The organism is Frateuria sp. sgz306004, from assembly GCF_057750885.1.
The window spans coordinates 430,923-443,798 of record NZ_JBYLFE010000005.1; the positions used below are offsets into that span (position 1 = coordinate 430,923).

11 protein-coding genes are annotated in these 12,876 nt (G+C 65.5%); 7 read left to right on the top strand and 4 right to left on the bottom strand.

Going from position 1 to position 12,876, the window contains the following annotated elements; translation table 11 throughout:
• Positions 1-29: 29 nt before the first annotated feature.
• Entirely contained in the window at positions 30-878 is an 849-nt protein-coding gene (locus tag AC3G2C_RS13375; protein ID WP_488385109.1) for a plasmid replication/partition related protein, read from the bottom strand.
• Positions 879-1,023: 145 nt separating this feature from the next.
• Here AC3G2C_RS13375 and AC3G2C_RS13380 point away from each other — a divergent pair, with 145 nt between their 5' ends.
• The 6 genes from AC3G2C_RS13380 to AC3G2C_RS13405 all read left to right on the top strand — a co-directional run bounded on the left by AC3G2C_RS13380 (position 1,024) and on the right by AC3G2C_RS13405 (position 8,166).
• Positions 1,024-1,962 (top strand): peptidylprolyl isomerase, encoded by a 939-nt coding sequence (locus AC3G2C_RS13380; RefSeq protein WP_488385110.1) that lies wholly within the window; start codon positions 1,024-1,026, stop codon positions 1,960-1,962.
• 289 nt (positions 1,963-2,251) lie between these two features.
• The gene (locus AC3G2C_RS13385) at positions 2,252-2,737 is read left to right on the top strand and encodes a PadR family transcriptional regulator (RefSeq protein ID WP_488385111.1); all 486 of its coding nucleotides are present in this window, start codon (positions 2,252-2,254) and stop codon (positions 2,735-2,737) included.
• Positions 2,738-2,759: 22 nt separating this feature from the next.
• Positions 2,760-3,554: a siderophore-interacting protein gene (locus tag AC3G2C_RS13390; RefSeq protein ID WP_488385112.1), complete on the top strand. Its 795-nt coding sequence runs from the start codon at positions 2,760-2,762 to the stop codon at positions 3,552-3,554.
• Between the two features lie 110 nt (positions 3,555-3,664).
• Positions 3,665-5,818, top strand: a complete 2,154-nt coding sequence (locus AC3G2C_RS13395; protein ID WP_488385113.1) for an AsmA family protein — start codon at positions 3,665-3,667, stop codon at positions 5,816-5,818.
• A gap of 190 nt (positions 5,819-6,008) precedes the next feature.
• Positions 6,009-6,938: a DMT family transporter gene (locus AC3G2C_RS13400; protein ID WP_488385114.1), complete on the top strand. Its 930-nt coding sequence runs from the start codon at positions 6,009-6,011 to the stop codon at positions 6,936-6,938.
• Between the two features lie 112 nt (positions 6,939-7,050).
• Positions 7,051-8,166, top strand: a complete 1,116-nt coding sequence (locus AC3G2C_RS13405; protein WP_488385115.1) for a calcium:cation antiporter — start codon at positions 7,051-7,053, stop codon at positions 8,164-8,166.
• A 197-nt stretch (positions 8,167-8,363) separates the two neighbouring features.
• On the opposite strand, the gene AC3G2C_RS13410 is transcribed toward AC3G2C_RS13405, so the two are convergent.
• A complete protein-coding gene (locus AC3G2C_RS13410) occupies positions 8,364-9,266 on the bottom strand; it encodes a LysR family transcriptional regulator (RefSeq protein WP_488385116.1) in 903 nt (300 codons plus the stop codon).
• 168 nt (positions 9,267-9,434) lie between these two features.
• On the opposite strand from AC3G2C_RS13410, the gene AC3G2C_RS13415 reads away from it, so the two are divergent.
• Positions 9,435-10,076 carry an NAD(P)-dependent oxidoreductase gene (locus tag AC3G2C_RS13415; RefSeq protein WP_488385117.1) on the top strand — a complete coding sequence of 214 codons (642 nt, stop codon included), beginning with the start codon at positions 9,435-9,437 and terminating at the stop codon, positions 10,074-10,076.
• Positions 10,077-10,110: 34 nt separating this feature from the next.
• On the opposite strand, the gene AC3G2C_RS13420 is transcribed toward AC3G2C_RS13415, so the two are convergent.
• Both AC3G2C_RS13420 and AC3G2C_RS13425 read right to left on the bottom strand, forming a co-directional pair.
• A complete protein-coding gene (locus AC3G2C_RS13420; protein ID WP_488385118.1) occupies positions 10,111-11,115 on the bottom strand; it encodes a copper resistance protein B in 1,005 nt (334 codons plus the stop codon).
• A complete protein-coding gene (locus AC3G2C_RS13425) occupies positions 11,112-12,872 on the bottom strand; it encodes a copper resistance system multicopper oxidase (protein ID WP_488385119.1) in 1,761 nt (586 codons plus the stop codon). The genes AC3G2C_RS13420 and AC3G2C_RS13425 overlap by 4 nt, the downstream gene beginning before the upstream one ends.
• Between the last annotated feature and the right edge of the window lie 4 nt (positions 12,873-12,876).

Consider the following 12,876-nt stretch of genomic DNA (forward strand, 5'->3'; position numbering starts at 1 on the left):
GTTGAAGTGACGCAACGCAGTGGAGCGGTTTACGACGCCGAGCGCTGCCAACGTTCCAACTGTTGTTGCAGCGCATCGTTCTCGGCCTTGAGCTCGGCCACTTCGTGAGTGAGCTCGGCAACGCGGCGGCGCAACGTCGGTAGATCGTCCTCGCCACCTTCGGCGCCGACTTCCTGTGCCTTGGGCACCTTGCGCTTTGCCTCACGCACGCGCTTGGCGGCCTGCTTGAGCTCATCGCCACCGGCCTTCGCGGCGGCACGTTGCTCGTCTTCCGGCAGCATGGCCACGGCCGCTGCCGCGTTGATCGACAACGTGCCCGACTTCACCGCGGCCACCACTTCGGGCGCGGCCTGCTTCTGGATCTTTTCGATCGCGGTGACCTGGCTGCTGCTCAGGCGCGCCTCGCGCGCGAGATCCTGGCGGCTGGGCAACGGTTCCTTGCGCTTGGTCGCGGCCGGTGCCGGCGCATCGGTGACGGCCTCGGCATCACTTGCTGTGTCCACGACATCGGCGGGCGCAGGCTCAACCACCTTCTCCGCCTTGGCACGCTCACGACGCGAGGCGAGGATCTCCCGCTTGCGCAGCGCCAGCACGCCGCGCTGGAAGTCGGAGACGCTACGCCGCCCCAGGTGCTGCTCGATCATCCACAGGTGCACGTCTTCCATGGATTTGAAGCGCGTGTTCTGCACCGTCTGGAAGGGCAGGTCGTGCTTCTTGCAGATGCCATAGCGGTTGTGGCCGTCCACCAGGATATTGCCCCACAGCACCAGCGCATCGCGGCAGCCTTCGGCCAACAGACTGCGCTCCAACGCGTCGTGTTCGTCCGGGGTCAGCGGGTCGATATAGGCCTTAAGTTCTTCGTTGACGACGATGTCCATGGGGTCTTTCTGCACAGCCAGGGTGGAACGGGGCCGGGCATTGTAGAGAACCCCGCCCGCGAATGCCCGCCCCTGTCGATGGGCCCACGCCAGGACGGCGGCGGCTCTGCTAAGTTGCCCCTTCCTTTGCCTCGAACGGACGCCCATGGAACGACCGACCCGTCTTGCCGCCGCCCTGTTTGGCCTCACCCTGCTCGGCGCGCCCGCGTTGCATGCCGACACACCGGCCCACACGCCCACGCCCAAGGAGTTGCTGGACAAGTCCACGGCACAGGAATGGCGCGCGCCCGACCCGCAGAACCTGCTGGTGATGCAGCTGCCGCAGGGCAAGGTGGTGATCGAGCTGGCACCCGACTTCACACCGCTGCACGCGGCCAACATTCGCACGCTGGTGCGCGAGCACTATTTCGACAACCTCGCCGTGGTGCGCGTGCAGGACAACTTCGTCACCCAATGGGGCGACCCGGAAGACGACGACAAGGGCGACAAGGCCAAGCTCAAGCCGCTGGGATCGGCCAAGGCCAAGCTGCCGCCCGAGTACACCCGCCCCATCGATGCCAAGCTGCCGTTTACGCCACTGCCCGATGGCGACGTCTACGCGCCGGAAGTCGGCTTTTCCGAAGGCTTTCCGGTGGCTCGCGATAAGGCCAGCGGCCAGCAATGGCTCACCCATTGCTACGGCATGGTGGGCGTGGCGCGCGACATCGATCCGGAAACCGGCAGCGGCAGCTCGCTCTACGCCGTGATTGGCCAGGCGCCGCGCGGACTGGATCGCAACCTCGCCATCGCCGGCCGTGTGCTGCAAGGCATGGAGTATCTGTCGGGCCTGCCGCGCGGCACCGGCCCGCTCGGCTTTTATGAAAAGCCCGAGCAGCGCCTGGCCATCGGCACGGTGCAACTAGCATCGGAGCTGCCGCCCGCCCAGCGCCCCAAGCTCGAAGTGCTGCGCACCGATAGCGCCACCTTCGCCGCACTGATCGACGCCAAGCGCAACCGCCGCGACGACTTCTATCGCAACCCCGCGGGCAAGATCGACTTGTGCAGCATCACTATTCCGGTGCGCGAGGCAAAGGCGGCCCACTAAAGATGCACTCGTCTTGATCGTCACCCCAGCGAAAGCTGGAGTTGCTCTTCAACAGCCGAAGGGTCGGTCATCCAGCGTTTTTAAGGTATGGAGCAAAAGGACGCTCGATTCCTACTTTCGCAGGAATGACGAGCTAAATGGCGCTCAGTCACCCCTCTAGGTGCTAAGGCATCGCCACCCCAGCAAACGCCGGCATTTGCCGGCGTTTTGCTTTTCGCCCTGGCATGGGGTCACTTGTGTGACGTCATGATTCGATATATCGTTTTATTTCGATATATCGGACTAAACGATGCGTGCCACTTCCTCCCCCGGCCGCCTGCTCGGCCACGGCGATCTCCGCCTGCTGCTGCTGGTACTGATTGAACAGCAGCCACGGCACGGCTATGAGCTGATCCGGCTCATCACCGACATGTTCCATGGCCACTACACGCCGAGCCCGGGTGCCATCTATCCCACGCTCACCCTGCTGGAAGAACAGTCGCTGCTGCGGGCAACCGAGGAGCCGGGTGGCCGCAAGAGTTATGCGCTCGCGGCGGCCGGCAAGCGTTTCCTGGCCGATCACGCCGACGCGGTGGAGGCCATGTGGCTGCGCACACGCCATGCTGCCCGCACCGCCGCCAAGATGACCCTGCCGCCCGCCGTGCGACAGGCCATGGAAGCGGTGAAACACGCGTTGATCACGCATGGCAAGGCATGGAATGCCACCGAAGCGCGGCGCGTGGCCGCTCTGCTGGAGCGCGCCGCGGCAGACATCACCGACCCATCCCAATCCTGACCCCACGCCATCGAGTACTTCCATGACCCGACATGCCCATCAGATGCAGCGCCACACCGTCGTCATGCGCGAGCTGGAAGTGCTTCGCGTGGAGCGCCTCACCCCGCACATGCAGCGGGTGATACTGGGCGGCCCTGCCCTGCGCGGCTTTCTCAGTGCCTCGCCGGACGATCACGTCAAGCTGTTCTTTCCCAACAGCGCCGGCGAGCTGGTACTGCCCAGCGCCGGCGGTGGACGCCTGGAATTTCCCGAAGGCCACGAGCCCTCGCCGATGCGCGATTACACACCACGCCGCTACGACGACGAGTTCAACGAACTCACTGTCGACTTCGTACTGCATGGCGATGGCCCCGCTGCCACCTGGGCGGCACAGGCGCAGCCCGGCCAGCGCATCGGTGCAGGCGGGCCGCGCGGCTCATTCATCGTCGCCAATGATTTCGACCAGTACGTGATGATCGGCGACGAAACCGCCCTGCCCGCGATCGGCCGCTGGCTGGAGGAGCTGCCCTACGGTGCGCAGGCCACGGTGCTGGTGGAAATCCCTGGAAGCGCCGATCGCCAGGCACTGAGCTCCCGCGCCCAGATCGAGCTGACCTGGCTGGAGCGCGACAACCTCGATCCGGCCGCCAGCGGCTTGCTGGAGGACGCGCTGCGACGCCTGCCCGAACCGCGCGGCGACACCTTCTGGTGGATCGCCGCCGAATCCTCGCGCGCGCGGCGGATGCGCCAATACCTCACCGATGAACTGGGCGTGCCCAAGGAGTGGATTCGCGCCACGGGTTACTGGAAGGCCCCGGGCAGCGTAGAGGAAGAGTGAAAGCGATGAACTCCCGCTGAGCGCGACAAGCGGGCAACAACGAAAATTTGCCGCCCGCACCGCTATCACTGACACCCCGGCCACCACCGTGGCCATGACGGGAGCACGCGATGGCATGGCGCCGAAGCAAGCTGACCTGGTTCGTGTACGTGCCACTCGGCGCGGTGCTACTTCTGTTCGTGCTGTTGCTGGTGGTGGTGGCTACGCTCGACTGGAATCGCTTCAAGCCCACCATCAATCAGCGCGTCAGCGCCAGCATCGGTCGTCCCTTCGCGATCAACGGCGACTTGAGCGTGCACTGGACGCGCGAACTCGAGGCCGGCGGGCTGGCGCACTGGATACCCTGGCCGACGTTCGAGGCGCACGACATCAGCATCGGCAACCCCGACTGGGCCCAGCAACCGCAGTTTGCGCAGCTCGATGGCGTGCGCTTTCGCCTTGCGCCACTGCCCTTGCTGACTCACCACGTGGACATTCCCACGCTTTATCTGATCCATCCGCGCATCGATCTCGAACGCGACGTGCAGAACCGCGCCAATTGGGAGCTGACCCTGGCCAGCACGGGCGAACCCTCACCCTGGTCGCTTCAACTGGGCGCCATCGGTTTTGATCGCGGCCACATCGCCCTGGACGATGCCATCAACAAGACGCAGTTGCAGATCGCGGTGGAGCCGCTGGAAAAGGCCGTCGCCTACGACGACATCGTGGCTCAGCAATCGGCCGAGGCACGCGAGCAGGCCGGGCATACCGTGGGCGCCGCGGGCAGCAAGGCGCTGGCCAAGGCCTCCGCCGCTGCACAGGCGCAGCCGCGCGCCACGCGCGCCAGCTATCAGTTCGCCTGGCAGGCCGAGGGCAAGTACCAAGGCGTGCCGGCACAGGGCCAGGGAAAGATTGGCGCGGTGCTGGCCTTGCAGCAAACCGACACGCCGTTTCCGGTGCAGGCCAAGGTGGCGTTTGGCGATACGCGCATCGCTTTCGTGGGCACGCTGACCGATCCACTGCACCTGGCGGCGCTCGACATTCGCCTGTGGTTCTCCGGCAGCAGCATGGCCAAGCTCTATCCGCTCACCGGCGTGACGCTGCCCGATACGCCGCCCTATGCCACCGAGGGACATCTGCAAGCCAACCTGCAACGCGGACGCAGTCATTTCAGCTATCAGGACTTTCGCGGACGCGTGGGTGGTAGCGATCTTGCCGGCGATCTCGCTTTCGATACCGGCGCGCCGCGCCACAAACTGAGCGGCAAAGTGAATTCGCAATGGCTGCGCTTCAGCGACTTGGCACCGCTGATCGGCGCCGACAGCGGACCCACTCGTCAGCAACGCGGCGATACCACGCCGCAACCAACCGACAAGGTGTTGCCGGTAGAACCGTTCCGCACGGACCGATGGCGCGCGATGGACGCGGATGTCATCTTTAGCGCCGCGCGCATCGAGCGCGACGCGGAGTTACCCATCGACGCGCTCTCCACGCATGTCGTGATGGACGACGGTGTGCTTCAACTGGACCCGCTCACCTTTGGCATAGCCGGCGGCCAGATCAACGGCCGCCTGAAACTCGATGGCAGCGCCACACCCATGAACGGCGTGATCCGCCTCGGCGCGCGCCATCTCAAACTCAAGCAACTGTTCCCCACCTTCGACCCCATGCGCACCAGCTTCGGCGAGATCAACGGCGACGTGGCACTGGATGCACGCGGCAACTCGGTGAGCGCGCTGCTGGGTACCTCCACGGGTGAAGTGAAGTTGCTGATGAACGATGGCGCGATCAGCAAGACGCTGCTGGAAACGGCTGGCCTCAACGTGGGCAACATCGTCATTGGCAAGCTGTTCGGCGACAAGACCGTGAAGATCAACTGTGCGGCCGCTGACCTGGCCGCTAGCAACGGCTTGTTCCAGACGCGACTGTTTGTGTTCGACACCGAGGATGCGGTCATCCGCGTCAATGGATCGGTGAACTTTGCCGACGAGAAACTGGACCTGGACGTGCGACCGGACTCCAAGGGTGTGCGCATTCTTTCCCTGCGTTCGCCGCTTTACGTCAAGGGCACGCTCAAGAACCCCGACGTGGGTGTGCAGCCCGGCCCGCTGATCCTGCGCGGCGGCGGCGCACTGGCGCTGGGCGTGTTCGCCGCGCCTGCCGCTGCCTTGCTGCCCCTGGTGGCGACCAGCCGCTCCGCGCCCGACAACGCTTGCGCGGGCGTGCTGGAGGAGATGCGCAGCCCGGCCAAGGCCAAGCCTGTTCCCAAGGCGACACGCCGCTGACCGCCAGTGCAAAGCTCCACTGCCCGGCAGGCAGCGCCGCTCGATATCCGTCATCGCGTTGAACCATTCAACCACCGCGGCGCGGCCGGCCATCCGTCACCCGACCGAAGGCGACAACGTTCGCGCGCATGACGGGCCCCGCGGGCTCGCCTAAAATGCGGCCCTCCCCGTTCCCCGCCGATGTCCGTACATGCAACCCGTTACCAAGGCCCGCTGGCAGATTCACTTCTGCGTTCTGCTCTGGGGCTTCACCGCCATCCTCGGCAAGCTCATCACCCTGCCGGCGTTGCCGCTCGTGTGGTGGCGCATGCTGATGGTCACCGCCGCCCTGCTGCTGGTGCCCAAGGTGTGGCGTGGGCTCAAGGCGATGCCGACGCGCCTGCGCTGGGCCTATGCGGGCATTGGCGTGCTGGTGTCCTTGCATTGGCTGACCTTCTACGCCGCCATCAAACTGGCGAACGCCTCGGTAGGCGCCACCTGCATCGCGCTGGGGCCGGTGTTCCTCTCGCTGGTGGAGCCATGGATCGCCAAGCGCAAGTTCGACCCGCGCGAGCTGCTGATCGGCGTCGCGGTGGTGCCCGGCGTGGCGATGGTGGTGGGCGGCGTGCCGGTGGACATGCGCGCCGGCATCGCGGTGGGCGCCCTGTCCGCACTGCTGGTGGCGCTGTTCGGCGCCTTCAACAAGCGGCTGGTGGAGCACGGTGATCCGCTCACCGTCACCTGCCTTGAGCTGGGCACGGGCACCTTGTTCCTCACCGCACTGGCGCCGCTGCTGCCGCATGCCGGACCCGCCTTCGTGCTGCCCAGCCTGCACGACGGTGCCCTGCTCACCCTGCTTGCGTTCGGCTGCACCTTGCTGCCCTTCGCGCTGGCCCTGGTGGCGCTGCGCCACATGAGCGCCTTCGGAACCCAGATGGTGACCAACCTGGAGCCGGTCTACGCCATCGTGCTCGCCATCCTTCTGCTGGGTGAGCAACGCGAACTGGATGGCTGGTTCTATGCCGGCGTGGCGGTGATCCTCGCGGCCGTGTTCATCCACCCGCTGCTGACCCGCCGCCAGAATCCGCCCAGCCAACCGGAGTTGGTTGGCACGGCCGAAAGCCACGGCATGGTCGACTAGCGACTGGCGCAGGGCACGCCAGCCCTCCAAAACACCTCGCGTTGAACCTGACTGGGCTAGCCTGCGCTCAGGGGTTGTTCGGGCGCGTTCCAGGTGGCCGAGGGGGCCAGCGATGACAGCCAGCCGTTGGTCGACCCGGTGGCGGGTCGAGTGGTTTCTTGCGATCAGCGCCGCCACCATGGCGGCGTTCCTGCTGTACGGGCCGCGCCTGCTCGCGGGGCTGGATCGACCGGCTTGGCTGGTCGTGATCTTCGCCTGGCTGTTCGCGGTGATCCTGGGTTCCGCGCTCGCCGTGGTGCGTCATGCCGAACACTTGGGCGAACTGCTGGGCGAACCCTACGGCACGCTCGTACTCACGCTGTCCATCACCGCGATCGAGGTCATCAGCATCACCGCGATCATGCTGCACGGGGACAACAACCCCACCCTCGCGCGTGACACCTTGTTCGCCGTCACCATGATCATCCTCAACGGCATGGTGGGGCTATCCTTGTTGACCGGCGGCTGGCGGCACCGCGAACAGCACTACAACCTGCAAGGCGCCAATGCTTACCTCGGCGTGGTGATTCCGCTGGGCGTGCTCGCCCTGGTGATGCCGAACTTCACCACCACTACGCCCGGCCCGACGCTTTCGTTTGCGCAGGAAACATTCGTCGCCGTGGTTTCGGTCGGCCTCTATGTCGCCTTTCTTGGCCTGCAGACACGGCGTCATCGCTCGTACTTTGCCGGCACGCTGCACGATCACGACCCATCCGAGCCGCGCTCGCGGGGTGTGGCCGCCACGCTGATGCATGCGGCCCTGCTGATCGCCTACATGGTGCCGGTGGTGTACCTGGCGGAGAAGCTCGCCCACCCGGTGGATTACGTGGTGGAGACCTTGCGCAAGCCCGCCGCGCTGGCCGGCTTGAGCATGGCGGTACTGGTTGCCACGCCCGAAGCCGTGGGCGCCGTGCGCGCCGCCCGGCGCAATCACATGCAGCGCTCGGTGAACATTTTCCTGGGCTCGGTGCTTTCCACCATCGGCCTGACCATTCCGGCCATCCTCCTGATCAGCCACCTCACGGCCCATCCGATCGTACTGGGCCTGCAGCACACCGATCTTGCCCTGTTCGTGCTCACCCTCATGCTGTGCCTGGTGACCTTCTCCAGCGGCCACACCAACGTGCTGCAAGGCGCGGTGCACCTGATCCTGTTCGCGGCCTATCTGTTCTTTATCTTCCAAGGGTAAACCGCTTAAGGAAGGTCTGATTAATCGACTTCTTGTCCGTCATTCCTGCGGAAATCGACTTCTTGTCCGTCATTCCTGCGGAAGCAGGAATCCAGTGCCGTTACATTCAGCGATTTACAGGCACTGGATGACCAGCCCTTCGGCTGTTGAAAGGCGCTTCCAGCTTCGCTGGGATGACGATCAAAATCAGCGTTTCCTTAAGCGCCGACCTTGCTCAGCCAGGCGCGCAGGTGATCGATGAAAGCGCGCACCTTGGCGGGCGGTTGGCGCCCCGGGTAGACCGCATAGATGCCGCATTCGGGCAGCGTGTATTGCGCCAGCAACACCACCAGGCGGCCTTCGCGTACATCGTCGGTGACAAGGTAATCGGGCAGGATGCTGACGCCCGCGCCATGCATCACCAATGCGTGCGCGGCGGCCACGTTATTGGCCTGCGCGGCCTGGCGCATGCGCACCGTGCGGCGCGAGCCATCGGGTGCGGTAAAGGTCCAGCGTAGCGGCGAGGACAACAGCGCCAGCGCCACCCAATCCAGCGCCGACAGCTCCTGCAAGGTACGCGGCTCGCCCATGCGGGCGAGATAAGCGGGCGAGGCCACCACCAGCTGACGAAACCCATCCAGCCGCGCGGAACGCAGGTTGGAATCGCGCAGGCGTCCCATGCGGATGGCGAGGTCGAAGCGTTCGGCAATCAAGTCGCTCACGTGATCGGCCAGGGCCAGGTCTACCTGAAGCTGCGGGTTGGCGCGCATGAATTCGGCAAGCGCCGGTGCCACCACCGCCGTGCCGTAGTCGCCGGTGGCGGTGAGGCGCAAGGTGCCACTGGGTTTGTCCTGGCTGCGACCCACCTGGGCAATGGCCGCCTCCGTCTCTTCCAGAATGCGCGCGCAATCGGCATGAAAGGCGACACCGGCTTCGGTGAGGGTCATCCGCCGGGTGCTGCGCAGCAGCAGCGTGACACCCAGTTCCTGCTCCAGCCGCGCGATGTGCTGGCTGACCATGGCCTTGGTCATCCCCAACACTTCGGCGGCAGCGGTAAATGAGCCCGCGCGCACCAGCGCCACGAACACCGCCAGTCGATTGAGATTGATGTCGCCCGCCATGGTGCACCTCACTGTCAAGTCAAACTTTACAGTGAATTCCACGTTGGTGCGTTTATCTGGACGGTCCAGCGGCGCATCATGCACCTCGCCGGTCGCCAAGGCGGTGCGTTCACACCGAGCGCGTCATGGTCTGGCGGCTTTCCCCATCCCCTTTTGGAGCATTACCGCATGAAGATCGCCCTGTTCGGCGCCACCGGTCATATCGGCCACGGCATCCTCGATGAAGCGCTTTCCCGTGGCTACCAGGTCACTGCCATCGTGCGTGATGCCTCGCGCCTCTCCACCCAGAACGCCAAGCTCACCGTGGTGACGGGCGACGTCGCCAAGCCCGACACCTGGCTGGATGCCGTGCGCGGTGCCGACGCCGTGGTGGCGAGCCTGTCGCCGCGTCGCGACAGCAACCCCCAAAGCATTCCGGCCCATGCCGCCGTGCTGCTGGACAACCTGCCGCGCGCTGGCGTGAAGCGCCTGTTGTGGGTGGGTGGCGCGGGTTCGCTGGAAACCGCGCCGGGCGTGCGCGTGATGGACGACCCCAACTTCCCCGCGGCCTGGAAGACCGAAGCCACCGTGCAGGGCGAGGCGCTCGACACCTTCCGCGCCAGCCAGTCCGATGTGGACTGGACCTACGTGAGCCCGGCCGCACTGATCGACGACGGCGCCCGCACGGGTCACTACCGCGTGGGCGGCGACCAGCTGCTGTTGGACGCCAACGGCAAGAGCCACATCACAGTGGCTGACTACGCGGTGGCCCTGCTCGATCGCATCGAGAAGAACGACGTGCGCCGCCAGCGCATTACCGTGGCCTACTGACGGATAACGCAGGGCGGCATGCGCCGCCCCGCGCTCAGAACCACATCCGCACGCCCGCGACCCACGTGGTTTCGCGGGCATGCCACGCGGATTCACCGGGTAAGCCCGAAAGCGAGCCGAAACGGCGCGTCCAGTTCACGCCTACATAGGGCGCGAACTTGCGGCTGAACTCGTAGCGCAACCGCAACCCGGCTTCCAGGTTCGATAGACCGGACGACACGCCACGCTGCGGATCGTCCTTGCCGTAGAAGTTCACCTCCACCTTGGGTTCCAGAATCAGCCGCTGGGTGAACAGCAGCTCGTCGCTGGTTTCCACGCGCAAGGCGGTGCGGCCCTGCTCGCCCACATAGAGCGTGGCCTGCGTATCGAACCAATACGGCGCCAGACCCTGCACACCAGCCGCCAGCCAGGTGCGACTGGGGCCTTGGCCAACGTCGTGGCGCACGCCGAGCTGGGTATCCCAAAAACTCGTCCAGGCGTGGCCCCACAGCGCTTCTGCTCGAGCATCCTGGGTGCCACCTCCGTCTCGCTCGCCTTCCGTCTTGAGCCACAAACGGTCGATGGGGCCACCCCACCAGCCTTGCGCCTCCCAGGCGTTGGCGTAGTTGCCTCCGGTGCTGCGCGTGCGTTCCAGGCGATCGAACAACCACATGCCGGTGGGCGCCGCGTCATCCATCTGCATGATGTCGGCCATCGCCGATGGCGACATGTCGTGCATGACCTGCCCCGGCGGTGGCGGCGGCACGTGATCGTTGGGCGGCAAGGCGCTGGCGTCCCTGCTCGGCGTGTCGTGCCCCATCGTCGCGTGACTCATGTCGCTGTGGCTCATGTCGCTGTGGCTCATGTCGTCGTGATTCATGTCGTCATGACTCACTGCCGCATGTTGCTTGGTGCTGAGATCCATCGGTGTTGCATCACTCGATGTCGACGCGCCGTGCGCCGCATGGGCATCCTGCGCGGCATTCGTGGGCATGTCCTGCGCCCAGGCCGCCAGCGGCAGCCAGGCGACAAGGCCCCACATGTAACGCTTCGCCTTCATGCCACCACCACTTCGCGGAACATGCCCGCTTCCATGTGATAGAGCAGATGGCAATGGTAAGCCCAGCGCCCCAGTGCATCGGCGCTGACGCGATAGCTCACGCGCTGCGCGGGCTGCACCACCAGCGTGTGCTTGCGCGCCTGGAAGCTGCCGTCCGGTGCCTCCAGCTCGCTCCACATGCCGTGCAGGTGAATCGGGTGCGTCATCATGGTGTCGTTGTTCAGCACGATGCGCACATGTTGGCCGTGACGCAGGCGCAGCGGCTCGGCCTTGGAGTATCGCGTGGCGTCGAACGACCACAGATAGCGCTCCATGTTGCCCGTGAGTCGAAGCTGGATCTCCCGATCCACCGCGGGCGAAATGGGCGCGTCGACGGCATGAAGGTCTGCATAGCTCAGCACGCGCCGGCCGTTGTCGCGCAAGCCGACGCCCGGATCGTCCAGGTTGCTGCGGGGCGTGGGTACGCGCATATCCACCTCCAGCCCGGTGGGCAGGGGTACCGATGCCGCTGGCGTTGGCATCGACATGCCAGCCATGCCAGGCATGGCACCCATCGCCATGCCGCTCATGTCGTGGTGCCTGTCGTGATTCATCCCGCCGTGGTCCATCGCACCATGATCCATGCTGCCCATCATGTCGCCCATGCTCAGCAGCGGGCGCGGATCGAGCGACGGCACATCGGCGCTCATGCCCGGCCGTGGTGCCAGGGTCGCTCGGGCGTAGCCGGTGCGGTCCATGCTCTGCGCAAAAATGGTCCATGCGCGATCGGCGCTGGGTTGCACGATCACGTCATAGGTTTCCGCCGTGCCAATGCGGAACTCATCCACGCTGATCGGCTCCACCGGCTGCCCGTCGGCGGCCACCACGGTCATTTTCAGCCCCGGAATGCGCACATCGAAGAACGTCATCGACGAGCCGTTGATGAAGCGCAGGCGCACCTTGTCGCCTGCATCGAACAAGCCGGTCCAGTTGCCGGCGGGCGTGCGGCCATTGACCAGGTAGGTATAGGCAACCGCAGACACGTCGGCCAGGTCGGTCGGGTCCATGCGCATCTGGTTCCACATGCGCCGATCGGCCAATGCGCGCGCCACGCCCTCCCGGCTGGTATCGCTCAGAAAATCGCCCACGGTGCGCTTGCCGACGTTGTAGTAGTCGCTCTGCTTCTTGAGGTTGCCGTAGATGGTTTCGGGGTCGAGATCGGTCCAGTCGTTGAGCATCACCACGTAGTCGCGCTGCGCCGCATGTCGCTCGCCACCACGTGGCTCCACGATGATGGGGCCGTACAGGCCGGTCTGCTCCTGGAAGCGCGAATGGCTGTGATACCAGTACGTGCCCGCCTGGTTCACCGTGAACCGATAGACGTATTCGCCACCCGCCGGAATGCCGTCGAAGCTCAGGCCGGGCACGCCATCCATATCCGCGGGAAGCACAATGCCGTGCCAATGAATGGAGCTGGATACCTTGAGGCGATTGCGCACGCGCAAGGTCACCGTATCGCCCTGCCGCCAGCGCAACAGCGGCGCGGGCAACTGTCCATTCACCACGGTGGCGACGCGGCGGCGCCCGGTGAAACTCACCGGCAACTCGCCCACTTCCAACTCAAATTGCGTGCCGCTCAGCTCGGCACGTGGTGCCAGGGCCCGGGCCAACGCATCGGTGCGCCATAGCCCCAGCCCGGCAGCTACGCCGCCCAGCGCCAAACCCTGCACGAAACGTCGTCGCGACGGCTCGAAGCCGCGCGTGACTTGCTTGCTCATGTTC